A 22,860-nucleotide genomic window follows, 5' to 3' on the forward strand; every position below is an offset into this window, starting at 1 on the left:
CGCTTTATTGCGGTTGACAACAGGCAGCAATCGCCGCGATATCCTGTGGCGTGGTGCGGCAACAACCGCCAATCAGGCGGGCACCTGCCTGCTGCCATTCAGGGAATTTGTCATGCAACGTGCAACCTGACGGGGCTGAATGCCAGGTTTTGCTGGTGGCATCGTATTGCTCACCGGAGTTGGGATACACCAGCAGCGGCTGCGTACACAGCGCCTGCAAGGAACGCAGTGCGGGCGTTACGTTCTCCAGCGCAACACAGTTGATCCCTACCGCCACCACCTGGGGTGATGCGTTGAGCAACGCCGCAACTGTGCTCAGCGGTGTGCCATCGCTGATGTGGTTTGCATCGCGTAGCGTGAAGGAGAACCAGGCACTGCTGTCCGGAAACTCTGCCAGCAGGCTGACCAGCGCCTGCGCTTCGGCGAATGATGGCAAGGTTTCACATGCCAGCAGATCGACCCCGGCCTCCAGCAACGCGGCGACCCGGGGACGATGGAAGGCTTTCATTTCCGCTGCCGGTAACGCGTAATCACCCCGGTATTCCGCGCCATTCGCAAGAAAAGCGCCGTAGGGGCCAATTGACCCGGCCACCAGCAACGGAGCGTTTGTGCCAGACGCCGCACGATAATCATCACGCGCACGCTGTGCCAGCGCCGCGCTCTGCTGAATCAACGCCCGGGACTGGGCTTCATCGAGGCCGCGTTGCGCGAAGCCCTGCGGTGTGGCCTGATAGCTGGCGGTAATGGCGCAATGGGCACCGGCGGCAAAATAGTCGTAGTGCACCTGATAGATCAGTTCAGGGTTTTCCATCAACACCTTGGCCGACCAGAGCGTGTCAGCCAGATTACAGCCACGCGCTTCCAGCTCGGTTGCCAGCGCACCATCAAGGATCAGGGTATCGGTTTGGGATAGCGCCTGCGCTACCGGGTTACGCCACATCGTTGGCCTCCTCAGCCTTCAGGGATGATTTACGTCGTTGCGTGACATGGTATGCGGCATAGCAGAAGAGAACAAACGGAATCCCGCACCACAACGCAATGCGCTGTGACGGGTCGAAAGCCAGACCAACACATGCCAGCAGGCACAGCAGAAAGCCGAGAATCGGCGTCAGTGGGTAAAGTGGCGCACGATACACCAGATCTTTCAGCGAACCGCCCTGCTGCAAATGATGACGACGGAACATAAAGTGAGATGCGCAGATACTGAGCCACACCGCCACCACGGCAAAACCGGAAATCGCTGACAGCGCAACGAACACGGTATCCGGCGCAATCACGCTGGAGAACAGCGCCAGCAGGCCACCAATCATGCTGATGGTAATCGCCCGCACCGGGATGCCACGACGATTCACGCGGGCGAAGCAGCGCGGCAGGGTGTTTTCATTGGCCAGCGACCACAGCATACGACCCGAGGCGTACAGGCCGGAGTTCGCTGCCGACAGAATCGCGGTGAGAATCACAAAGTTGAAGATATCGGCTGCCCACGGAATACCGATCTTCTCGAATACCAGCACAAACGGGCTTTTCACGATCCCGGCCTGATCCATAGGGATCAGCGCCGCCAGCACCAACACCGTGCCGATAAAGAACACAATCAGGCGCGCGACCGTGGTACGGATCGCCAGCGGCAGGGCTTTTTGCGGCTGCTCGGTTTCACCGGCCGCAATACCAATCAACTCGGTGCCTGAGAAAGCAAAGTTGACCGCGACCATCGTCATCAGAATCGGCAGCGTGCCATGCGGCAACCAGCCGGAGGCGGTAAGGTTATGCAAGCCAGGCGCGGCGCTGCCATCCTTCATCGGGATAAAACCAAACATCGCCCCGGCACCGAGAATAATAAAGGCGACAATGGTGATCACCTTGATGATCGAGAACCAGAATTCGCCCTCGGCGAAGAAACGCGTTGAGACAATATTCAGCAGATAGATAGCGATACAGAACACCAGGCACCAGACCCACACCGGGATGGTGGGGAACCAGTATTGCATACAGAATCCGGCGGCCGTCAGACTGGAACCCAGCGCGACAGTCCAGGTGAGCCAGTACAGCCAGGCCACGGTATAACCGGTGGCGGGACTCAGGTAGCGTGCCGCATAAACGTGGAACGCACCGGTTTCCGGCATCGCCACCGCCAGCTCGCCCAGGCAGACCATCACCAGCCACACCACCAGCGCACCGATCAGATACGCCAGCAGCGTACCGGCCGCACCGGTGGTTGAGATGATATAACCGGTATTAAAAAACAGACCGGTGCCGATCACGCCGCCCAGTGACAACATCACCAGATGGCGTACCTTCATGGTGCGCTTAAAATTTTCCTGCGGAGGATTTTGCTCGCTTTGCATTATTTTTATCCATATGGACGTCTAAACATCTACATGGACACAGGGTTATACGCGCCAGCGCGGCGAAATGCAACGTGGCAAAAGGTAAGGATTTTGTCGGGTGGATGCGGCCCCGCGCAGGCGGGGCACAGTGTCAGGCGCCAAACACGCCTTGCAGATAGCGTTCCAGCGCGATGCGTGAACTAAAGCCATGCGGGATACCGTAATGCTCCTGGCTATCGCCTGCCAGATAGAGAGGAAACTGCGTATAGTGATCGCAGGTTTTCATTTCTGATGCCGGTTCGGCAAAGTTCAGACTTTTCTCTTTCAGCGTGGGGTGGATGATCAGGGCCGTGCGCCCCATACGGGCTTCACGGTTGACGTAGACATAATTGTCGCCACGACGATAACCATAGATTTTGGGCGTAAGGGTATCCATTTCGAACCCTGCTTTTTCCAGTACGCGCGCTACCTCATCCGGTCGTAAATACATGCTTGCTCCTCTCTTCTTCGCCTCGCAACCTTACAACAGCCGTGCTGCACAAGGCATTCGGAATTTTCCATAAAGCCAGGTGAAAAACTGCCACCACTGACAACCCGTCTGCATTAAGTATTACGTTTTAATTTAAAGGGAGCGAAAAATGTTTAACCCTGGGTCGCTACGGATTCCCGCAACGCGCCTGAACCACCGTAAATGCACTGCAAATAGCGCTTCAGCGAAGCACGTGAGGTAAAACCATGGGCGATACCATAATGCTCCTCGGTCTCTCCCGCCAGATAGAGCGGAAACTGCGTGTAATGATCGCAGGTTTTCATCTCTAAAGCCGGTTCAGCGAAACTAAGGCTGCGCTCTCTCAGTGTCGGGTGAATGACGAGTGCGGTGCGCCCCATGCGCGCTTCGCGGTTAACGTAGACGTAGTCTTCGCCGCGACGATAACCAAAGATTTTGGTGGTAAGGGTATCCACTTCGAAGCCTACTTTTTCCAGTACGCTCGCTACCTCATCCGGTCGTAAATACATGATTGTTCCTCTGTTATAAAAGTGGCGCAACTTTACACAGCGGCAAAAAACGGGGCATCCGGAATTGTCCCGAAAACCAGGAGAAAATCTGCGTTTGATCGCGATTCGTCTACACTAAGTCTGACGTTTAACGTAAAGGGAGCGAAAAATGTTTAATCGAACCACTAAAAACGAAGCCACTGATATCAATCAGGATGTGAACGAACTGGCTGATTCGCTGGAAGCATTATTGAAATCCTATGGCAGCGAAGCCAAAGATGAAGTGGATAACGCGCGCAGTAAAGCACAGTCGCTGCTGAAACAGACGCGCGCTAAGCTGAATGGCAACAACCGCGTTTCCCAGGCCGCACGCGATGCGAGCTATCAGGTTGATGCCTATGTGCATGACAAGCCGTGGTACGGTGTCGGCATTGGTGCCGCTGTCGGTCTGGTGATTGGTGCACTGCTGGTCTCCCGCCGCTAACCCTTAGCATGCAGCAAAGCGCCTCGCAAATGCGGGGCTTTTTTGTGCCTGTCATCCGCCATAGTGACACTGCGACGATCCAGCCGTTGTTCAAATTCACGGCAAAATTTGCCTTAAATGCCCTCCCCTCACCCTGTGCAAAATTTTTTTTCGCTCGCCAGGGCGCATGATCTCTGGCCTTAGGCATATTCTGAGGGTCTAAATCATAAAACCCTATATCTGGTGGGCTTGACCATCACAAACACTACATCTAGTATTTGCTTCATCAGCTCGCTACCAGATGTCAGCAAGGATGAGGCTCGCAGCAAAAGGATTTTTTGCTTCGTATCTCGCATCCTGACCATAACCAGAGGGAAATACGAATCATGCGCATTATTATTTACACCAAGAACAACTGTGTCCAGTGCAACGCGACAAAAAATGCAATGGATCGTAATGGCATCGATTACCAACTGATTAACCTCGATTCCCAGCCTGAAGCTATCGACAACCTCAAATCCCTTGGCTATCGCCAGGTGCCGGTGGTGATGACCCACGATGACCACTGGAGTGGCTTCCGTCCCGATAAAATCGCCAGCCTGCGCCAACTCGCAGCTGTCGGGGGATAAGGCGATGTTTCCACTGGTGTACTTTTCCAGCCAGTCGGAAAACACGCACCGATTTATCACACGTCTGGGCCTGCCTGCACGACGGATTCCCATCGACAGCACGCAGCGCCTGCATATCGACCAGCCCTATATTCTGGTGGTGCCAAGCTACGGCGGCGGCAGTGCCCGAGGCGCGGTGCCCGGACAAGTGATCCAATTCCTCAATGATGAAGCTAACCGACGCGGTATCCGCGGGGTGATTGCTGCCGGTAACCGCAACTTTGGTGCGGGATTCTGCCTGGCGGGCGACATCATTGCGCAGAAATGTCAGGTTCCCTATCTCTACCGCTTTGAGTTGATGGGAACCCCCGACGATATCGCTAATGTAAAAGCGGGAGTGACCCAATTTTGGCAACGACAGACACCCTCAACGGCGCAGGACTTGACTACCACGCCCTGAACGCGATGCTGAACCTGTATGACGCCGATGGCCGCATCCAGTTCGAAAAAGACCACGAAGCCACGCATCAGTTCTTCCTGCAACATGTTGCACCCAATACCGTGCCTTTCGCCTCTGCGGCGGAACGCCTGCGCTATCTGGTGGCCGAAGGCTACTACGAAGCCGAAGTGTTGAATCAGTACGATTTCAACTTCCTGTGCCAGTTGCACGACGAAGCCGATGCCTGGGGTTTTCGTTTCCATACCTTCCTCGGTGCGTGGAAGTTCTACACCAGCTACACGCTGAAAACCTTCGACGGCAAACGCTACCTCGAAAGCTTCGAACAGCGCGCCTGCATGGTGGCGCTGACGCTGGCACGCGGTAACGAAGCGCTGGCACGTGAACTGCTGGCAGAGATGCTCAGTGGCCGCTTCCAGCCCGCGACCCCCACTTTCCTGAACTGCGGGAAACAGCAACGCGGTGAACTGGTTTCCTGCTTCCTGCTGCGCATCGAAGACAATATGGAGTCGATTGGTCGTGCGGTGAACTCCGCGTTACAGCTTTCTAAACGCGGCGGTGGCGTGGCGTTTCTGCTGTCGAACCTGCGTGAATCCGGTGCCCCGATTAAGCGTATCGAGAACCAATCTTCCGGCGTGATTCCGGTGATGAAAATGCTGGAAGATGCGTTTTCTTACGCCAACCAGTTGGGCGCACGCCAGGGTGCCGGTGCGGTCTGGCTGAATGCCCATCATCCAGATATCCTGCGCTTCCTTGATACCAAACGCGAAAACGCCGACGAGAAGATCCGTATTAAAACGCTGTCACTCGGCGTGGTGATCCCGGATGTGACTTTCCGCCTGGCGAAAGAAAACCGCGAGATGGCGCTGTTTTCGCCGTATGACGTCGAACGTATTTACGGCAAAGCATTTGGCGATATCAGTATCAGCGAGCATTACGATGAGATGCTGGCCGACGATCGCATTCGTAAAACCTTTATTCAGCCACGCGACTTCTTCCAGACGCTGGCGGAGATTCAGTTTGAATCCGGCTATCCCTACATCATGTATGAGGACAGCGTAAATCGCAGCAACCCGATTGCCGGTCGCATCAACATGAGCAACCTGTGTTCGGAGATTTTGCAGGTGAACAGCGCCAGTGAGTTCCATGACGATCTGAGCTATCGCCGTGTGGGCAAAGATATCTCCTGTAACCTCGGCTCGCTTAATATCGCGCATGCCATGGATTCACGTAATCTGGCGCAGACGGTGGAAGTCGCGGTGCGCGCCCTGACTGCCGTGTCGGATATGAGCGAGATTAACTCGGTGCCCTCAGTAGCAGAAGGTAATCGCCGTTCACACGCGATTGGTCTCGGCCAGATGAACCTGCATGGCTACCTGGCACGAGAAGGGATGGCTTACGGTTCAGCAGAGGCACTGGATTTCACCAATCTCTATTTCTACTGCGTTACGTATCACGCGGTGCGCACCTCCAATCTGCTGGCGCAGGAACGTAAACAGAGCTTTGACGGTTTCGAGAAATCTACCTATGCCAGCGGCGCGTACTTCGATAAGTACAGCGAACGTGCCTGGCAACCGCGTACCGCACGTGTCGCGCAGCTGTTTGCAGATGCTGGCATTGCCCTGCCCAGCCAGGCCGACTGGCAGGCGTTGCGCGATGCGGTGATGACGCACGGTTTGTATAACCAGAATCTTCAGGCGATTCCGCCCACCGGTTCGATCTCGTACATCAATCACGCGACCTCCAGCATCCACCCGATCGTGTCGCGCATTGAGATTCGCAAAGAGGGTAAAACCGGACGTGTTTACTATCCGGCACCGTTTATGACCAACGACAACCTGGATTTCTATCAGGATGCGTACCAGATCGGCCCAGAAGCGATCATTGATACCTACGCCGAAGCGACCCAGCATGTCGATCAGGGACTTTCTCTGACGCTGTTCTTCCGTGATGACGTCACCACGCGTGATATCAACAAAGCCCAGATTTACGCGTGGAAGAAAGGCATCAAAACGCTTTATTACATTCGACTGCGCCAGATGGCGCTTCAAGGCACTGAGGTGCAGGGCTGCGTCTCCTGCGCGCTGTGATGAAAACTATGCGACTAAATCAAATTCAAGCGATTAACTGGAACCGCATCCAGGACGAGAAAGATCTCGAAGTGTGGAACCGCCTGACCAGCAACTTCTGGCTGCCGGAAAAAGTGCCATTGTCCAATGACTTGCCCGCCTGGCAGACGCTGGATAAACAGCAGCAACAGCTGACCATCCGCGTGTTCACCGGCCTGACGCTGCTGGATACCATTCAGAACGTCATTGGTGCGCCTGGGCTGATGGAAGATGCACTGACGCCGCATGAAGAAGCGGTGCTGTCTAACGTTAGCTTTATGGAAGCGGTCCATGCCCGCTCCTACAGCTCGATTTTCTCTACCCTGTGTAACACTGCGGATGTTGATGCCGCCTATCGCTGGAGTGAAGAAAACGAGGCGCTGCAAAATAAAGCGAAGATCGTGCTGGAACATTATCGCGCGGATGACCCGCTGAAGAAGAAGATAGCCAGCGTGTTCCTCGAATCATTCCTGTTCTATTCAGGCTTCTGGCTGCCGATGTACTGGTCGAGCCGCGGTAAGCTGACCAACACGGCGGATTTGATTCGTCTGATCATCCGCGATGAAGCGGTGCACGGTTATTACATCGGCTATAAGTACCAGAAAGCGCTGGAAAATGTCGATGATGCACGCCGTGAAGAGTTGCAACAATTCGCCATCGAACTGCTGCTGGCGCTGTACGAGAACGAGGTGGTTTACACTGAAGCGCTGTACGCCGATGTCGGCTGGGCGGAAGAGGTGAAAACCTTCCTGCACTACAACGCCAACAAGGCGCTGATGAACCTCGGTTACGAAGCCCTGTTCCCGGCAGAACTGACCACGGTGAACCCGGCAATCCTCGCTGCATTGTCACCGAATGCCGATGAAAACCACGATTTCTTCTCCGGTTCCGGCTCCTCCTACGTGATGGGGAAAGCGGTCGAAACTGAAGACGAAGACTGGAACTTTTAATCGCTTCATATCGGGCTGCTCTCAGCCCGATATTTCCTCTGGCTACTGTTGGTTATTTCCCCGTTATTTCGCCTCTGAATCGTCATCACGCCGTCATTTTATCGTCATTACTATGGTCCTTATATCGCCAATTAAAGCGCGATTTATCACCTTTCAACCAAATAATTCGGTCAAAAGCGCAGAAATTCAGCCTGAAATTGAGAAAAAATTGATCCTTGCTTATCCCTTGTGAGCACTGGAAATTCTCGCCATTTCATCCACCACTGCCCGCCAAATATCGTCCTCAAGGGTTGTCAGATAATCTCATTATGTTACGGTATAGGCCGCTTAATTTTAATCAGGGCCACAACAAGAAATAGCGAAACATCAATTAACCAGGAATTTAATTACTGCATGGCAATTAAACTCGAAGTAAAGAATTTATATAAGATATTTGGTGATCACCCGGAAAGGGCATTTAAACATATTGAACGCGGTGAGGGTAAAGAGGCAATTCTGGCGAAAACCGGACTCTCTCTCGGCGTAAAAGATGCCAGTCTGGCCATTGAAGAAGGCGAGATCTTCGTCATCATGGGGCTTTCAGGTTCAGGTAAGTCCACCATGGTTCGCCTTCTCAATCGTCTGATCGAGCCGACACGCGGCCAGGTGATTATTGATGGTGTCGATATTGCCAAAATATCCGATGCCGAACTGCGTGAAGTCCGCAGAAATAAGATCAGCATGGTATTTCAGTCATTTGCTCTGATGCCACACCTGACGGTGTTAAATAATACCGCCTTCGGCATGGAATTAGCCGGTGTACCCTTACAGGAGCGTCAGGAAAAAGCGCTGGAAGCACTGCGTCAGGTCGGGCTGGAAAATTATGCCCATGCATACCCGGATGAACTTTCCGGTGGTATGCGTCAGCGCGTCGGATTAGCCCGCGCGCTGGCCATCAATCCCGATATTTTGTTGATGGATGAAGCCTTCTCTGCGCTTGACCCGCTTATTCGTACTGAAATGCAGGATGAGCTGGTGAAATTGCAGGCAAAACATCAACGTACCATCGTATTTATTTCCCACGATCTCGATGAAGCGATGCGTATTGGCGATCGGATTGCCATTATGCAGGGCGGCGAAGTGGTCCAGGTCGGCACACCGGATGAAATATTGAATAACCCGGCCAACGACTATGTCCGTACCTTCTTCCGTGGCGTCGATATCAGCCATGTGTTTAGCGCCAAAGATATTGCACGGCGCAGCGCCGGGGCGTTGATCCGTAAAGCGGCCGGTCTTGGCCCCCGCTCCGCGATCAAGCTGTTGCAGGATGAAGATCGCGACTTTGGTTATGTGCTGGAAAAACAGAAATTTGTTGGCGTGGTTTCGACCGACTCGCTGAAAGCGGCTTTGGCTGCGGGTGAAGGTCTGGACAACGCACTGCTGGATATTGCCGCGGTTCCTGCGGACACCTCACTGAATGATCTGCTCTCCCACGTGGCACAGGCACCCTGTGCCGTGCCGGTGGTAGGTGAAGAAAATCAGTATGTTGGTGTGATTTCGAAAAGCACGCTGCTGCGCGCTTTAGACCGTGAAGGAGCCTGATAATGAGTGAACAAAGTAGCAATCCGTGGGATAGCGCCAGCCAGAGCACGCAAGCAGCCACCCCAGACAGCAGTGCAGCCGATCCCTGGTCAACCGGGGGCAGCGCCCCTGCAACCCCAGGCACGCACGAAGCGGCCAGCAACGCCGCCAGTAACAGCGACTGGTTAAGCAGCGCGCCTGCGCCGCAGCCGGAACATTTCAATATTATGGACCCGTTCCATAAAACGCTGATCCCGCTCGACAGCTGGGTGACCCACGGCATCGATTGGGTCGTGAACCACTTCCGCCCGGTGTTCCAGGGCATCCGTGTGCCGGTGGATTATATCCTCAGTGCCTTCCAGCAATTGCTGCTGGGTATGCCTGCACCGGTGGCGCTGGTGGTATTCGCGCTGATTGCCTGGCAGATCGCCAGCCCGGCAATGGGTATCGCCACCCTGATTTCGCTGGTGTTAATTGGCGCGATCGGTGCCTGGTCCCAGGCGATGGTGACGCTGGCACTGGTGCTGACCGCCCTGCTGTTCTGCATCATTATCGGCCTGCCGCTGGGCATCTGGCTGGCACGCAGCGAACGCGCGGCACGCATCATCCGACCGCTGCTGGATGCGATGCAAACCACGCCAGCCTTCGTCTATCTGGTGCCCATTGTCATGCTGTTCGGCATCGGTAACGTGCCGGGCGTGGTGGTAACCATTATCTTTGCCTTACCGCCGATTGTGCGTCTGACGATTCTGGGGATTAAACAGGTTCCGGCTGATCTGATCGAAGCCAGTGAATCCTTCGGTGCCAGCCCGCGCCAGATGTTGTTCAAAGTACAACTGCCACTGGCAATGCCGACCATTATGGCAGGCGTTAACCAGACACTGATGCTGGCGCTGTCGATGGTGGTTATCGCTTCGATGATTGCCGTGGGTGGCCTGGGTCAGATGGTGCTGCGTGGGATTGGCCGTCTGGATATGGGCCTCGCCACCGTCGGCGGCGTCGGTATCGTGATTCTCGCCATTATTCTTGATCGCCTGACCCAATCCGTGGGTCGCGACAGCCGCAGCCGTGGTAATCGCCACTGGTACAGCAGCGGCCCTGTTGGCCTGCTGATGCGCCCTTTCAGTAAAAAACCGTGATTTATTTGGGCGGCACAGTGTGGCCGCCCGTCTCCGACGCCACACGTAAAATAAGGAATGACTATGCGCAAGACAGCTCTATTCGCTGCCGTCCTGACGACGTTCGCCGTGACGCACGTGTCCGCCGCCGACCTGCCGGGTAAAGGCATTACCGTTAAGCCGGTGCAGAGCACCATCTCAGAAGAAACTTTCCAGACGCTGCTGGTAAGCCGCGCGCTGGAAAAACTGGGTTATACCGTCGATAAACCCAGCGAAGTGGATTACAACGTTGGTTACACCACCATTGCCGAAGGTGATGCCACTTTTACCGCCGTCAACTGGCAACCGCTGCATGATGATATGTATAAAGCCGCCGGTGGCGATCAGAAGTTTTATCGCGAAGGGACTTATGTGACCGGTGCGGCTCAGGGTTACCTGATCGACAAAAAGACGGCGGAGCAGTATCACATCACCAACGTTGCCCAGTTGAAAGATCCCAAGCTGGCAAAGCTGTTTGACACCAACGGCGATGGCAAAGCTGATCTGACCGGCTGTACGCCGGGTTGGGGCTGTGAAGCCGTGATTAACCACCAGATTGACGCTTACGGCCTGAGCAAAACCGTGGAACATAACCAGGGGAATTACTCGGCGATGATCGCCGATACCATCACCCGCTTTAAGCAGGGTAAACCGATCCTGTACTACACCTGGACGCCTTACTGGGTGAGTGACGTGCTGAAGCCGGGTAAAGATGTGGTCTGGTTGCAGGTACCGTTCTCATCGTTGCCGGGCGAACAGAAAAATGTCGATACCAAGCTGGCGAACGGTGCCAACTATGGCTTCCCGGTTAATACCATGCATATCGTTGCGAACAAAGCCTGGGCCGAGAAAAACCCGGCGGCGGCGAAACTGTTTGCCGAGATGAAACTGCCGATCACTGACATCAATGCGGAAAACGCCGCGATGCATGCCGGGCAGTCCTCTGAAGACGATATCAATCGCCATGTCGACGGCTGGATCAAAGGCCATCAGGCTGAGTTCGATAAGTGGGTGCAGGACGCACTGGCTGCAGCGAAATAAACGCACCAGCCCCGTAGCGGCGCGATTCATCGCGCCGCTACAGAGGGCGACCTGGTTTCCTAATCGATTCGGACGCTATAGCGTACTGGTACGTCCTGTTAATTAACACAACAATGAAATAGTTTTTTGGGTTACTATTAACCCATTATGATTATTTGCCTGCTCATGACGCTATGAATGCTTCCCATCAGGGCCTCAGTTCCGCCCTGGTCGCGCTGATGTCGGTCGCGACTGGCCTTGCCGTCGCCAGCAACTACTATGTCCAGCCGCTGCTGGATACCATCGCCCACCAGTTTTCTCTCTCCGTCAGCCTCGCCGGTTTTATCGTCACCACTGCCCAACTGGGTTATGCCTGTGGCTTGCTGTTGCTGGTGCCGCTGGGAGATATGCTGGAACGGCGCGGCCTGATTGTTTCCATGAGCTTGCTGGCAGCCGGGGGCATGATGATCACCGCGCTGTCACCTTCTCTGCCATTAATGCTGCTGGGTACGGTGGTAACCGGGCTGTTTTCTGTCGTGGCGCAAATTCTGGTGCCCCTCGCCGCCACCCTTGCCGCGCCAGAGAAACGCGGCAAAGTGGTGGGGACAGTGATGAGCGGTTTGTTGCTCGGTATCCTGCTGGCACGCACTGCCGCCGGTGCCCTGGCGCAACTCGGTGGCTGGCGCAGCGTTTACTGGACTGCCAGCGTATTGATGATCCTGATGTCGCTGGCATTGTGGCGCTATCTGCCGCGTTATAAGCAGGATGTCCCGCTTAACTATCCGCAATTATTACGTTCCATTTTCAGCCTGTATGCCGGTAATCGGGTTATCCGTACCCGCGCCCTGACCGGCTGCCTCTCCTTTGCCAATTTCAGCATGCTGTGGACCTCGATGGCGTTCCTGCTGTCAGCACAACCCTATGGCTTTAATGAAGGAGAAATTGGCCTGCTCGGTCTGGTGGGGGCGGCTGGCGCACTGGCGGCACGTCAGGCGGGTGGCCTCGCCGATAAGGGAAAAGCCAAACTGACCACCAGCGCCGGATTGCTGATTATGCTGGTGGCGTGGGGCGTCACCGCGCTGGGGGCACACCATTTGCTGGCCCTGATTATCGGGATCCTGCTGCTCGACCTGGCAGTGCAGGCGGTGCACATCACCAACCAAAGTGTCATTTACCGTCACAAGCCAGAGGCGCGTAATCGTCTCAATGCGGGTTATATGACCAGCTATTTTATCGGTGGCGCGCTGGGCTCGATTATTTCGGCGAACGCATTTCATCACGCCGGTTGGTACGGCGTTTGTGGTGCTGGCGTGCTGTTCACCATCATTAACCTGTTGATTTGGTGGCGTAATGCTCGATTTGAAAGTGTTTAGAAAACGTAAAGACTGGACCGAATCGATGAGCAATACTGTTCATCAATGATTGGGTTTGTTATGGTTAGCCAGAGAGTTATTCATCATGGTTATTTTTTCTCGCGAAATTATTCAACTGTAAAAAGATTTCGCGAGGCGAATTGATAGCATCCAATGCCTGCGCCTGCGCAGCCTTGGATCGGGCTACACGCCCAAGGTCAGGGAACGGCCTGGAATCGCCGGGTGCTGACAGTGTGATCGTGCTAACAATCACTGGCGTGAATTATGACTACGCTTAATCTGTCACCATCATTACTATACCAGTTGCAACTAGTGAGGTTTTTTTAGAATGGAAAGTTCGTTTACTCCCATTGAGCAGATGCTAAACATCCGTGCTACTCGCCACAAAGATTTTCCATTGCAGGAGATCATCCTGACGCGTCTGTGCATGCATATGCAGGGCAAACTGCTGGATAATCGCAACAAAATGTTGAAGGCGCAGGGGATTAACGAAACCTTATTCATGGCGCTGATCACTCTTGATGCCCAGGAAAACCAGAGCATCCAGCCTTCTGAACTGAGTTCGGCCCTGGGTTCTTCGCGCACCAACGCCACGCGTATTGCCGACGAACTGGAAAAACGCGGCTGGATTGAACGTCGTGAAAGCGATAACGACCGTCGCTGCCTGCATCTGCACCTGACGGAAAAAGGTAACGAATTCTTACGCCAGTTGCTGCCACCGCAGCATCAGAGTCTGCAATATCTTTGGTCCTCGCTCTCTTCTGATGAGCAAGGTCAGTTGGAAGCGATTACCCGTAAGCTGCTTAACCGTCTCGACAAAATGGATGAAGAGCAACTCATCGCCTCGCTGTCACGCTAATAGCAAGAAGTGCGACACAATCACCTGTCGAAACCGATATTTTAATCCCCTTTTTATCCGGCCAGCGTCACAAGCGCTGGCTTTTTTCGACTCGGGAACCCGTGTTGATGGATGAACACATCCCGAAAAAATGGAAAACGTGGAGAATAACATGAGTGCGACAGCGGCCGGTCAAAGCCCGCAACAGCCAGCAAATAAAAAGAAAAAGCGCAAAGGCGCGCTTATCCTGCTGGCTATCGTGTTTGTCATTATAGGTATTGCGTATCTGGCTTACTGGTTCCTGGTGCTGCGTCACTTCCAGGAGACGGATGATGCTTATGTTTCGGGAAACCAAGTGCAGGTGATGGCACAGGTTTCCGGTAGCGTCAATAAAGTGTGGTTTGATGACACCGACTTCGTGAAAAAAGGGGATGTGTTAGTCTCGCTGGATAAAACCGATGCGGAACAAGCGTTTGAAAAGGCGCAGACCGCACTCGCCACCAGTGTACGCCAGACCCATCAGCTGATGATCAATGGCAAGCAGGATCAGGCCACCATCAAGCTGCAGCAAACGGCACTGGAACAGGCTGAGGCCGACCTGAAACGCCGCGAGCCATTGGGTGCCGCCAACCTGATTGGACGTGAAGAACTGCAACACGCGCGTGACGCGGTGGCAACCGCCAAAGCGCAACTCGACGTCGCAGTACAACAATACAATGCTAATCAGGCGATGATCCTCAACACCTCGCTGGAAAACCAGCCTGCGGTGAAACAGGCCGCGGCTGAACTGCGCGATGCCTGGCTGGCGCTGCAACGCACCGAGATCCGCAGCCCGATGGATGGCTATGTCTCCCGCCGTAGCGTGCAGGTTGGCTCGCAAATTTCCACCAGCACACCGCTGCTGGCGGTCGTGCCTGCCACTAATTTGTGGATAGACGCGAACTTCAAAGAAACCCAACTGGCAGAAGTGCGCATCGGCCAGCCTGCCACGGTGGTCAGCGATATCTACGGTGATGATGTGGTGTATCACGGCAAAGTGGTCGGTCTGGATATGGGCACCGGTAGCGCCTTCTCTCTGCTGCCCGCCCAGAACGCCACCGGTAACTGGATCAAAGTGGTTCAGCGCTTGCCGGTACGTGTCGAGCTGGATGCGAAGGAAGTGGCGGAACATCCGTTGCGTATCGGTCTGTCAACCCTGGTGAAAGTGGATACCACCAATAAAGAAGGCGCAGCGTTGGCCAGCAGCGTCCGTACCCAGGCCGCTTATGAAAGCAATGCGCTGGCAATCGACCTGACGCCAGTAAACCAGATGATTACTGACATCGTTCGTGCCAACGCCGGCTGATAACGCGGGAGGCTGTTATGGCACAAAAACCGCTTGAAGGCGCGCCGTTAGTCCTGATGACCATCGCCCTGTCGCTGGCGACGTTTATGCAGGTACTCGACTCGACCATCGCCAACGTGGCGATCCCGACCATCGCCGGGAACTTGGGTGCCTCGAACTCACAAGGCACTTGGGTGATCACCTCTTTCGGGGTGGCAAACGCCATCTCGATCCCGATCACCGGTTGGCTGGCAAAACGCGTTGGTGAAGTGAAGCTGTTTACCTGGGCGACGATCCTGTTCGCCCTCGCCTCATTTGCCTGTGGTGTCTCTGAAAGTCTATCGATGCTGATTTTCTTTCGTGTTATCCAGGGCGTGGTGGCCGGTCCGTTGATTCCGCTGTCGCAGAGCCTGCTGCTGAACAACTATCCCCCGGCGAAACGCAGTGTGGCGCTGTCGCTGTGGGCGATGACGGTGATCGTGGCACCGATCTGCGGTCCGATTCTCGGTGGCTGGATCAGTGATAACTATCACTGGGGCTGGATCTTCTTCATCAACGTGCCGATTGGCGTGGTGGTGGTGATGCTGACGCTGCAAACCCTGCGTGGCCGCGAAACCAAAACCGAAATCCGTCCGATCGATATGGTCGGTCTGGTGCTGCTGGTGGTGGGGATTGGTTGCCTGCAGGTCATGCTGGACCGTGGCAGAGAGCTGGACTGGTTCAGCTCCACTGAGATCATCGTATTAACCGTTGTCGCTGTGGTAGCCCTGGCGGTGCTACTGGTGTGGGAACTGACGGATGACCATCCCATCGTCGATCTTTCGCTGTTTAAATCGCGAAATTTCACCATTGGGTGTTTGTCGATCAGTCTCGCTTATATGCTCTACTTCGGCTCGATTGTTCTGCTACCGCAGCTGTTGCAGGAAGTGTACGGCTATACCGCAACCTGGGCCGGATTGGCGTCGGCACCGGTAGGGATTATCCCGGTGATCCTGTCGCCGATTATTGGACGCTTTGCCCATAAACTGGATATGCGCCGTCTGGTGACGTTCAGTTTTATTATGTATGCGGTGTGTTTCTACTGGCGTGCGTATACCTTTGAACCGGGCATGGATTTTGGTGCGTCGGCGTGGCCACAGTTTATTCAGGGTTTCGCGGTGGCATGTTTCTTTATGCCGCTGACCACCATCACGCTGTCGGGTTTACCTCCCGAACGCATGGCGGCGGCGTCCAGCCTGTCAAACTTTGTGCGTACCCTGGCGGGTTCGATCGGTACGTCGATCACCACGACGATGTGGACCGATCGCGAATCGATGCATCACAGCTATTTGTCAGAATCGGTGAATCCGTACAACGCTAACTCACAGCAGATGTACGATCAGCTGCAAAGCCTCGGTATGACGCACCAGCAAGCCTCCGCGTATATCGCGCAGCAGATTACTAATCAGGGCCTGATTATCTCTGCGAACGAGATTTTCTGGGCATCAGCCGGGGTGTTTCTCATTCTGCTGGTACTGATTTGGTTCGCACGTCCGCCCTTTGGGGCAGGCGGTGGCGGCGGTGGTGCACACTAAGCCAGAAAGCAAAACGGGCCATCATGGCCCGTTTTTTTATGCGTTCTGTCGCCACCATTCGGCAAGCAGGATGCCGGTTGCCACCGACACGTTAAGGCTTTCTACGTTACCGGTGCCGCCAATCGACAGGCTCATGTCACCTTGCTGGAAAGCGCTATCGGACAAACCTTCACGTTCCTGGCCCAGCACCAACACCATTTTGGCTGGCAGTTCCGCTTTCGCCAGCGGCGTACCTTCATGGCTGGAGGTGGTCACAATGGTGTAACCCGCTTTACGGAAGGCTTCCAGACCGGCTGAGAAGCTTTCGCCGCTGATCGCCTGAACATGCTCCGCGCCGCCTTCTGCGGTACGCACCGCAGCACCCGATTCCAGTAGGGACGCATCATTCACCAGCAGCCCCTTCACACCGAAGTGCGCACAGCTACGCATGATGCCACCGAGGTTATGCGGGTTGCTGACATCTTCCAGCGCCAGCACGCAATCTTTGGCTTCGGCCTGGCTTAACCATTCTGACACCGCCATCCCCATGCGCTTCTTAATAATAAAGCACACGCCGCCATGATGTTCCGTACCCGACGCTTTCGCCAGCTCGGCGTCTTCCACCACGTGATAGGCTTTGCGGTTCGCCGCCAGCCAACGCAACGTTTCACGGAAGCGCGGCGTCACGCTCTGGACAAACCAGGCACGGACGATGCTTTCCGGACGGCTTTGGAACAGCGCCTGACAGGCGTTCTCGCCGTAAACGCGCGTCTCTTCCTGACGCTGACGACGGATCTGCTCCGGGTCGATGGCCGGTTTGCTGATGGCACCCTCTTCCTGCGCGCCCTCTTCCGCTACCGGTGGGCGTGAAATGGTGCGCCACGGTGAATCTTCGTAACCCCGTGATTTGCGGCTATCGTCACCACGATCGTTGCGACGGCCGGCACCGCGTCCGCCTTCTTCATTATTACGTCCAGTGCGGGGGCCAGAACGACGATTCTCTTCCTGGCGCGCAGCAGGACGGCCGCCTTTGCCGGTACGGGGGTTTGGCGCACGCGAGCCTTTCTGGCCCTCATCCTCACCACGTACATACATCACTTTTACCTTGCCGCTTTTGCCTTTAATTTCGTCGTTCATGTGTTCCTCCAGCATTGAGAGCGCGAAGATTACCTGATGTATCGGCGCTTAGCTATCAACTATTGAACCTATTGGGCAATCCAGATTGAGCATAGCATTCAACCCTTTCATAATGCTCGGCAATCATAAATTTACAGATCCGGTCTGAGGTAACTATGAATACGGTATGTGCCTCCTGTCAGGCAACCAACCGCGTGCCCGATGCACGCATTGCCGATGGAGCCAAATGTGGCCGCTGCGGTGGTGAACTGTTCAATGGCGAAGTGGTGAGCGCGACTGCTGCGACGCTGGATAAATATTTACAGGACGATCTGCCGGTGGTGGTCGACTTCTGGGCACCGTGGTGTGGGCCTTGCGTCAACTTCGCGCCGGTGTTTAAAGATGTCGCCGATGAACGCCGTGGCAAAGTGCGTTTTGTGAAGGTGAATACCGAGGCCGAACCGGCGCTCAGTTCACGTTTCCGCATCCGCAGCATCCCCACCATTATGTTGTTTAAGAACGGCGAGCTGGTGGATATGCTCAACGGGGCGATGCCGAAAGCCCCGTTCAACGAATGGCTCGACGAATCGCTCTGATCCCCCTGTGGCCAGCCCGGTGCTGGCCATATTACCTTTCTGCGGCATTTCCATTACAATTGCGTTTTTTCTGCCCGCCTGAGTGTTATGTCTGAAAATGCCGTTCTGCGTCTGCGCACGCAACGCCTTGCCCGCGCCACCCGTCCGTTTCTGGCCCGTGGTAATCGGGTTATCCGCTGTCAGGGTTGTCTCCTGCCGCAGCAACATTGCGTATGCGCCACATTACAGCCGCAAACCGCTCGCAGCCGCTTCTGTCTGGTGATGTTCGATACCGAACCAATGAAACCCAGCAACACCGGACGCCTGATCGCCGACATCCTGCCGGATACGCTGGCATTTGGTTGGTCACGTACCGAGCCAGATGCGGCGTTATTGCAAGCGGTACAGATGAGCGATTATCAGCCGTTGGTGGTGTTCCCCGCGTCCTATGCCGATAGCGGGCGTACCGTACTGACGGAACCGCCGCTCAGCGGCAAGCCTCCCCTGTTTATTATGCTCGACGGCACCTGGACCGAGGCGCGCAAGATGTTCCGCAAAAGCCCGTGGCTGGATGCCTTTCCGGTGATGTCGTTGAATGTCACGACCCGCTCGCGCTATACGCTGCGCGAAGCGCATGGCGAGGGTCAGCACTGCACCGCTGAAGTCGCCGCTGCGCTGCTGGAACAGGCTGGCGATATCGCCGCTGCCGATGCGTTGCAACAGCATTTCACGCGCTTTCGCCAGGCATACCTGGCCGGGAAACCCCACCATCCGGCACACGCATTATGTGACGAGGATAACTAAAGCTGTTCTTTTTTTGCACAAAGCGCTGAACTATAGTAGTGCGTCGCCACGGAGCTGGCTTGAGATCAAGGATGATGCGCTATGAAAGCCTTTGCTTTAGCTTTTGGCCTGCTGGCCGGTTGCAGCACCGCCCCCCAACACCAACCGGGTTTTCCCCTGAAATTTCAGTCAGCCAGCACCCACCCGTCCACATTGATCGCCGCTGATGCCCTACAACCCGGCGATCTGCTGCTGTCATCCGCCACCTCAATACAATCCTGGGGCATTCGCCTGTTTAGCCTGACGGGGGTGAGTCACGCGGCTATTTATCTGGGTGATCAGCAGGTCGCGGAAGCGGTGGGTAGCGGAGTAAAGATTATTTCTCTCGAACGCGCGCTGGCCGAAAGCAATAATCTGCTGGCATTGCGCGTACCCGGTATGACCCCCGCACAGATACAGCTACTGCGCGAATATTCCGACCAGCAACTGGGCAAAAAGTACAACTTTAAAGGGATTGCGATGTTTATGCCGTTTATGGTGTCGCGCCGGGTGTGTGAATTACCCTTGGTGAATGAGCGTGTGCGCAGTCACTGCCTGACAGCCCTCGCCAGCGTCCAACTGGCTGATGAAGAACAGCCGCAACCTGACCGATTCTTCTGTTCCGAGTTCGTGCTGGCGGGTTATCGTCATGCCGGAATTGAGCTGCTGGAGGGCCAGGCGAACTGGGTGAGTCCAGCGGATTTGCTGCATCTGCGCGAGGGAGACGTTTCAGCCTGGCACGCGCAACAGCCGATAGAATATATCGGCCATCTTAAACGCTGGAATCTGAAAGAGATCCTCAGCCTGCGATCGCCGAATCGGCAAGTGCAGTAAAAAGCGTTTACAATCACGCCATTCCCCATGTCAGGAGTACATGATGAGCCAACGCGGACTGGAAGCGCTGTTACGACCTAAATCCATTGCGGTAATCGGTGCCTCGGTAAAACCGGGGCGCGCCGGTTACTTTATGATGCGTAACCTGTTGGCGGGGGGATTTAGTGGCCCGGTGTTGCCGGTGACGCCGAAATACAAGGCGGTGAGCGGCGTGCTCGCGTGGCCTGATATCGCCAGCCTGCCTTTCGCCCCCGACCTCGCCATCATCTGTACCCATGCCAAACGCAACCTGACGTTACTGCAACAGCTCGGCGAGAAAGGTTGTAAAGCGTGCATTATCCTTTCAGCCCCGCCAGACCAACTGGACGAACTGAAAGCCTGCGCCAGCCAGTGGCAAATTCGCCTGCTCGGCCCGAATAGCCTTGGCTTGCTGGCCCCCTGGCAAGGGTTGAATGCCAGCTTCTCTCCGGTGCCCATTGCTAAAGGACGCATCGCGTTTATTTCCCAATCGGCGGCGGTGTCGAACACCATTCTCGACTGGGCGCAGCAACGTAATCTCGGCTTCTCCTGGTTTATCGCGCTGGGCGACAGTCTGGATATTGATGTCGATGACCTGCTCGATTTCCTCGCCCGTGATGGCAAAACCAGTGCCATCCTGCTCTATCTGGAACATCTTAGCGATGCGCGCCGCTTTGTCTCAGCATCACGCAGTGCCTCGCGTAATAAACCGATTCTGGTGATTAAAAGCGGGCGTAGCCATCAGGCGCAGGCGATGATTGGCACCCGCAGCGGGCTGGATGCGGCCTGGGACGCGGCTATCCAGCGTGCCGGTTTACTCCGGGTGCAGGATACCCATGAGCTGTTCTCCGCCGTGGAGTCGCTCAGCCATATGCGTCCGCTACGTGGCGATCGTTTGATGATCATCAGCAACGGTGCCGCACCAGCCGCGCTGGCTTTAGACGAGCTTTACGCGCGCAATGGCAAACTGGCGACGCTCAGCGCGGAAACGTTGCAGGCACTGGCGGCACAGCTACCCGCTGGTGTCGGGCGCGGCAATCCGCTTGATCTGAAAGATGATGCCACGCCTGAGCGCTACGTTGCCTGCATCGAACAATTGCTCGACAGTCATGAACTGGATGCGCTGATGATCATCCATGCGCCCAGCGCCGTATCGCCTGCCAGTGAGACCGCCGAGCAGATTATCGCTGCGGTGGCACGCCATCCACGAGGCAAACAGGTAACGTTGCTGACCAACTGGTGTGGTGAATTTTCCTCGCAGGCCGCACGACGCGCCTTCACGCAGGCGGGCATCCCGACCTGGCGTACCCCGGAAGGGACTGTGACGGCGTTTATGCACCAGGTGGAGTACCGGCGTAATCAGAAACAGTTACGGGAAACGCCCGCGCTGCCGCTGGGCCTGACGCAGAACAGTGCGCAGGCGCATCAGCTCATCCAGCAAGCGCTGGATCAAGGTATCACCACGCTGGACACCCATGAAGTTCAGCCGGTGTTGCAGGCTTATGGCCTGGCGACCTTACCGACCTGGATTGCTGCCGACAGCAGCGCGGCAGCCAGCATCGCCGGGCAGATTGGTTATCCGGTGGCGTTGAAGCTGCGCTCGCCCGATATCCCACACAAGTCTGAAGTGCAGGGGGTGATGCTTTATCTGCGCAGTGCCAGCGAAGTGGAGCTGGCGGCTGACGCTATTTTTGACCGCGTCCGACAAACACATCCCCAGGCACGTATTGATGGCCTGTTGGTGCAGAGCATGGCCAACCGTGCCGGGGCGCAGGAGCTACGCGTGGTGGTGGAGCACGATCCCCTGTTTGGCCCGATTATCATGCTGGGCGAAGGTGGCGTGGAATGGCAGCCAGACAAGCAGGCCGCCGTCGCGCTGCCGCCGCTCAATATGACGCTGGCGCGTTATCTGGTGATTCAGGCGATGAAAAGCGGCAAGGTACGTAGCCGCAGCGCACTGAGGCCGCTGAATATTCCCGCGCTCAGTCAGCTACTGGTTCAGGTCTCTAACCTGGTGGTGGACTGCCCGGAGATTCAACGGCTGGATATTCATCCGCTGCTGGCCGCCGGTAATGAATTTACCCTGTTAGATGTCACACTCCAGCTTGCACCGTTTCAGGGTGATAACGAAGCGCGACTGGCGATTCGTCCCTACCCTCACCATTTGGAGGAGCAGGTCGAACTGAAAGATGGTCAGCACTGCCTGTTCCGCCCGATCCTGCCAGAAGATGAGCCGCTGTTACGTGACTTTATCGCGCTGGTGACGAAAGAAGATCTTTATTATCGCTATTTCAGCGAGATCAATGAGTTCACCCATGAGGATCTGGCGAATATGACCCAGATCGATTATGACCGCGAGATGGCGATTGTCGCGGTACGCCAGCAGGCAGGACGTGATGAAATCATCGGGGTGACGCGGGCTATTTCCGACGCCGACAATATTGATGCGGAGTTTTCCGTCCTGGTCCGATCGGATTTGAAAGGACTGGGCATGGGCCGCCGCCTGCTGGAGAAGATGATTCGCTATACCCGCGATCATGGTCTGCAACAATTGAACGGTATCACCATGCCACATAATACCGGCATGATTACCCTGGCGCGAAAACTGAACTTTCGCGTGAATATTCAACTGGATGACGGAATCGTCAGTCTTAATTTATCCTTGAATGATGCGATCAACTAACCTTGTAGAGAAAGGTAAAAATCCTCCCTGTTGGCTCGGTTGATGTTATTATTTAGCGTTAGGATCATGATTTGATGG

21 protein-coding genes are annotated in these 22,860 nt (G+C 55.4%); 16 read left to right on the forward strand and 5 right to left on the reverse strand.

Annotated features, from left to right (window positions below; all coding sequences use genetic code 11):
* Nucleotides 1-4: 4 nt before the first annotated feature.
* The 4 genes from mmuM to PAT9B_RS15220 all read right to left on the reverse strand — a co-directional run bounded on the left by mmuM (nucleotide 5) and on the right by PAT9B_RS15220 (nucleotide 3,344).
* A complete protein-coding gene (gene mmuM, locus PAT9B_RS15205) occupies nucleotides 5-940 on the reverse strand; it encodes a homocysteine S-methyltransferase (protein ID WP_013510168.1) in 936 nt (311 codons plus the stop codon).
* Entirely contained in the window at nucleotides 930-2,345 is a 1,416-nt protein-coding gene (mmuP, locus tag PAT9B_RS15210) for an S-methylmethionine permease (protein ID WP_013510169.1), read from the reverse strand. The genes mmuM and mmuP overlap by 11 nt, the downstream gene beginning before the upstream one ends.
* Before the next feature lie 133 nt (nucleotides 2,346-2,478).
* A complete protein-coding gene (locus PAT9B_RS15215; protein WP_013510170.1) occupies nucleotides 2,479-2,817 on the reverse strand; it encodes a DUF2002 family protein in 339 nt (112 codons plus the stop codon).
* A gap of 152 nt (nucleotides 2,818-2,969) precedes the next feature.
* Nucleotides 2,970-3,344 carry a DUF2002 family protein gene (locus PAT9B_RS15220; protein WP_013510171.1) on the reverse strand — a complete coding sequence of 125 codons (375 nt, stop codon included), beginning with the start codon at nucleotides 3,342-3,344 and terminating at the stop codon, nucleotides 2,970-2,972.
* A 148-nt stretch (nucleotides 3,345-3,492) separates the two neighbouring features.
* Here PAT9B_RS15220 and PAT9B_RS15225 point away from each other — a divergent pair, with 148 nt between their 5' ends.
* The 12 genes from PAT9B_RS15225 (at nucleotide 3,493) to emrB (ending at nucleotide 16,755) form a co-directional block, all read left to right on the forward strand.
* Nucleotides 3,493-3,807, forward strand: coding sequence for a DUF883 family protein (locus PAT9B_RS15225; protein ID WP_013510172.1), 315 nt, complete (start codon nucleotides 3,493-3,495; stop codon nucleotides 3,805-3,807).
* 365 nt (nucleotides 3,808-4,172) lie between these two features.
* Nucleotides 4,173-4,415 carry a redoxin NrdH gene (locus PAT9B_RS15230; RefSeq protein ID WP_013510173.1) on the forward strand — a complete coding sequence of 81 codons (243 nt, stop codon included), beginning with the start codon at nucleotides 4,173-4,175 and terminating at the stop codon, nucleotides 4,413-4,415.
* 4 nt (nucleotides 4,416-4,419) lie between these two features.
* Nucleotides 4,420-4,854 (forward strand): class Ib ribonucleoside-diphosphate reductase assembly flavoprotein NrdI, encoded by a 435-nt coding sequence (gene nrdI / locus PAT9B_RS15235; protein ID WP_013510174.1) that lies wholly within the window; start codon nucleotides 4,420-4,422, stop codon nucleotides 4,852-4,854.
* Nucleotides 4,855-4,859: 5 nt separating this feature from the next.
* Nucleotides 4,860-6,941: a class 1b ribonucleoside-diphosphate reductase subunit alpha gene (gene nrdE / locus PAT9B_RS15240; protein WP_041525835.1), complete on the forward strand. Its 2,082-nt coding sequence runs from the start codon at nucleotides 4,860-4,862 to the stop codon at nucleotides 6,939-6,941.
* Nucleotides 6,942-6,949: 8 nt separating this feature from the next.
* Nucleotides 6,950-7,909 carry a class 1b ribonucleoside-diphosphate reductase subunit beta gene (gene nrdF, locus PAT9B_RS15245; RefSeq protein ID WP_041525983.1) on the forward strand — a complete coding sequence of 320 codons (960 nt, stop codon included), beginning with the start codon at nucleotides 6,950-6,952 and terminating at the stop codon, nucleotides 7,907-7,909.
* A gap of 393 nt (nucleotides 7,910-8,302) precedes the next feature.
* The gene (gene proV / locus PAT9B_RS15250; protein ID WP_013510177.1) at nucleotides 8,303-9,490 is read left to right on the forward strand and encodes a glycine betaine/L-proline ABC transporter ATP-binding protein ProV; all 1,188 of its coding nucleotides are present in this window, start codon (nucleotides 8,303-8,305) and stop codon (nucleotides 9,488-9,490) included.
* A gap of 2 nt (nucleotides 9,491-9,492) precedes the next feature.
* Nucleotides 9,493-10,608, forward strand: a complete 1,116-nt coding sequence (gene proW, locus PAT9B_RS15255) for a glycine betaine/L-proline ABC transporter permease ProW (RefSeq protein ID WP_013510178.1) — start codon at nucleotides 9,493-9,495, stop codon at nucleotides 10,606-10,608.
* A gap of 63 nt (nucleotides 10,609-10,671) precedes the next feature.
* Nucleotides 10,672-11,667, forward strand: a complete 996-nt coding sequence (gene proX / locus PAT9B_RS15260; RefSeq protein WP_013510179.1) for a glycine betaine/L-proline ABC transporter substrate-binding protein ProX — start codon at nucleotides 10,672-10,674, stop codon at nucleotides 11,665-11,667.
* A gap of 173 nt (nucleotides 11,668-11,840) precedes the next feature.
* Nucleotides 11,841-13,019, forward strand: coding sequence for an MFS transporter (locus tag PAT9B_RS15265; protein ID WP_013510180.1), 1,179 nt, complete (start codon nucleotides 11,841-11,843; stop codon nucleotides 13,017-13,019).
* Nucleotides 13,020-13,347: 328 nt separating this feature from the next.
* Nucleotides 13,348-13,878 (forward strand): transcriptional repressor MprA, encoded by a 531-nt coding sequence (gene mprA / locus PAT9B_RS15270; protein WP_013510181.1) that lies wholly within the window; start codon nucleotides 13,348-13,350, stop codon nucleotides 13,876-13,878.
* Nucleotides 13,879-14,029: 151 nt separating this feature from the next.
* Entirely contained in the window at nucleotides 14,030-15,202 is a 1,173-nt protein-coding gene (emrA, locus tag PAT9B_RS15275; protein ID WP_013510182.1) for a multidrug efflux MFS transporter periplasmic adaptor subunit EmrA, read from the forward strand.
* A 17-nt stretch (nucleotides 15,203-15,219) separates the two neighbouring features.
* Nucleotides 15,220-16,755, forward strand: coding sequence for a multidrug efflux MFS transporter permease subunit EmrB (emrB, locus tag PAT9B_RS15280; protein WP_013510183.1), 1,536 nt, complete (start codon nucleotides 15,220-15,222; stop codon nucleotides 16,753-16,755).
* Between the two features lie 36 nt (nucleotides 16,756-16,791).
* Here the strand turns inward: emrB and PAT9B_RS15285 are convergent, their stop codons facing one another.
* Entirely contained in the window at nucleotides 16,792-17,871 is a 1,080-nt protein-coding gene (locus PAT9B_RS15285; RefSeq protein ID WP_013510184.1) for a tRNA/rRNA methyltransferase, read from the reverse strand.
* A gap of 155 nt (nucleotides 17,872-18,026) precedes the next feature.
* Between PAT9B_RS15285 and trxC the strand changes: the two genes are divergently transcribed.
* The 4 genes from trxC (at nucleotide 18,027) to PAT9B_RS15305 (ending at nucleotide 22,782) form a co-directional block, all read left to right on the forward strand.
* Complete coding sequence (trxC, locus tag PAT9B_RS15290) at nucleotides 18,027-18,446, forward strand: thioredoxin TrxC (RefSeq protein WP_013510185.1); 420 nt, start codon at nucleotides 18,027-18,029, stop codon at nucleotides 18,444-18,446.
* An 87-nt stretch (nucleotides 18,447-18,533) separates the two neighbouring features.
* Nucleotides 18,534-19,229 carry a tRNA-uridine aminocarboxypropyltransferase gene (locus PAT9B_RS15295; protein ID WP_013510186.1) on the forward strand — a complete coding sequence of 232 codons (696 nt, stop codon included), beginning with the start codon at nucleotides 18,534-18,536 and terminating at the stop codon, nucleotides 19,227-19,229.
* Between the two features lie 81 nt (nucleotides 19,230-19,310).
* A complete protein-coding gene (locus PAT9B_RS15300) occupies nucleotides 19,311-20,081 on the forward strand; it encodes a YaeF family permuted papain-like enzyme (RefSeq protein WP_013510187.1) in 771 nt (256 codons plus the stop codon).
* A 43-nt stretch (nucleotides 20,082-20,124) separates the two neighbouring features.
* The gene (locus PAT9B_RS15305) at nucleotides 20,125-22,782 is read left to right on the forward strand and encodes a bifunctional acetate--CoA ligase family protein/GNAT family N-acetyltransferase (RefSeq protein ID WP_013510188.1); all 2,658 of its coding nucleotides are present in this window, start codon (nucleotides 20,125-20,127) and stop codon (nucleotides 22,780-22,782) included.
* Nucleotides 22,783-22,860: the final 78 nt, after the last annotated feature.

The organism is Pantoea sp. At-9b (assembly GCF_000175935.2).
In the GTDB taxonomy this organism is placed as follows: Bacteria; Pseudomonadota; Gammaproteobacteria; order Enterobacterales; family Enterobacteriaceae; genus Pantoea.

Excerpts from the sequence above, each read along its gene's own strand:
- PAT9B_RS15295 (WP_013510186.1), top strand. The coding sequence starts at position 18,534 with ATGTCTGAAAATGCCGTTCTGCGTCTGCGCACGCAACGCCTTGCCCGC.
- trxC (WP_013510185.1), top strand. The coding sequence starts at position 18,027 with ATGAATACGGTATGTGCCTCCTGTCAGGCAACCAACCGCGTGCCCGAT.
- PAT9B_RS15225 (WP_013510172.1), top strand. The coding sequence starts at position 3,493 with ATGTTTAATCGAACCACTAAAAACGAAGCCACTGATATCAATCAGGAT.
- nrdF (WP_041525983.1), top strand. The coding sequence starts at position 6,950 with ATGCGACTAAATCAAATTCAAGCGATTAACTGGAACCGCATCCAGGAC.
- proV (WP_013510177.1), top strand. The coding sequence starts at position 8,303 with ATGGCAATTAAACTCGAAGTAAAGAATTTATATAAGATATTTGGTGAT.
- emrA (WP_013510182.1), top strand. The coding sequence starts at position 14,030 with ATGAGTGCGACAGCGGCCGGTCAAAGCCCGCAACAGCCAGCAAATAAA.
- emrB (WP_013510183.1), top strand. The coding sequence starts at position 15,220 with ATGGCACAAAAACCGCTTGAAGGCGCGCCGTTAGTCCTGATGACCATC.
- PAT9B_RS15230 (WP_013510173.1), top strand. The coding sequence starts at position 4,173 with ATGCGCATTATTATTTACACCAAGAACAACTGTGTCCAGTGCAACGCG.
- proW (WP_013510178.1), top strand. The coding sequence starts at position 9,493 with ATGAGTGAACAAAGTAGCAATCCGTGGGATAGCGCCAGCCAGAGCACG.
- PAT9B_RS15220 (WP_013510171.1), bottom strand. The coding sequence starts at position 3,344 with ATGTATTTACGACCGGATGAGGTAGCGAGCGTACTGGAAAAAGTAGGC.
- nrdI (WP_013510174.1), top strand. The coding sequence starts at position 4,420 with ATGTTTCCACTGGTGTACTTTTCCAGCCAGTCGGAAAACACGCACCGA.
- PAT9B_RS15300 (WP_013510187.1), top strand. The coding sequence starts at position 19,311 with ATGAAAGCCTTTGCTTTAGCTTTTGGCCTGCTGGCCGGTTGCAGCACC.
- PAT9B_RS15285 (WP_013510184.1), bottom strand. The coding sequence starts at position 17,871 with ATGAACGACGAAATTAAAGGCAAAAGCGGCAAGGTAAAAGTGATGTAT.
- PAT9B_RS15265 (WP_013510180.1), top strand. The coding sequence starts at position 11,841 with ATGAATGCTTCCCATCAGGGCCTCAGTTCCGCCCTGGTCGCGCTGATG.
- mmuP (WP_013510169.1), bottom strand. The coding sequence starts at position 2,345 with ATGCAAAGCGAGCAAAATCCTCCGCAGGAAAATTTTAAGCGCACCATG.
- mprA (WP_013510181.1), top strand. The coding sequence starts at position 13,348 with ATGGAAAGTTCGTTTACTCCCATTGAGCAGATGCTAAACATCCGTGCT.
- nrdE (WP_041525835.1), top strand. The coding sequence starts at position 4,860 with ATGCTGAACCTGTATGACGCCGATGGCCGCATCCAGTTCGAAAAAGAC.
- PAT9B_RS15305 (WP_013510188.1), top strand. The coding sequence starts at position 20,125 with ATGAGCCAACGCGGACTGGAAGCGCTGTTACGACCTAAATCCATTGCG.
- proX (WP_013510179.1), top strand. The coding sequence starts at position 10,672 with ATGCGCAAGACAGCTCTATTCGCTGCCGTCCTGACGACGTTCGCCGTG.
- PAT9B_RS15215 (WP_013510170.1), bottom strand. The coding sequence starts at position 2,817 with ATGTATTTACGACCGGATGAGGTAGCGCGCGTACTGGAAAAAGCAGGG.
- mmuM (WP_013510168.1), bottom strand. The coding sequence starts at position 940 with ATGTGGCGTAACCCGGTAGCGCAGGCGCTATCCCAAACCGATACCCTG.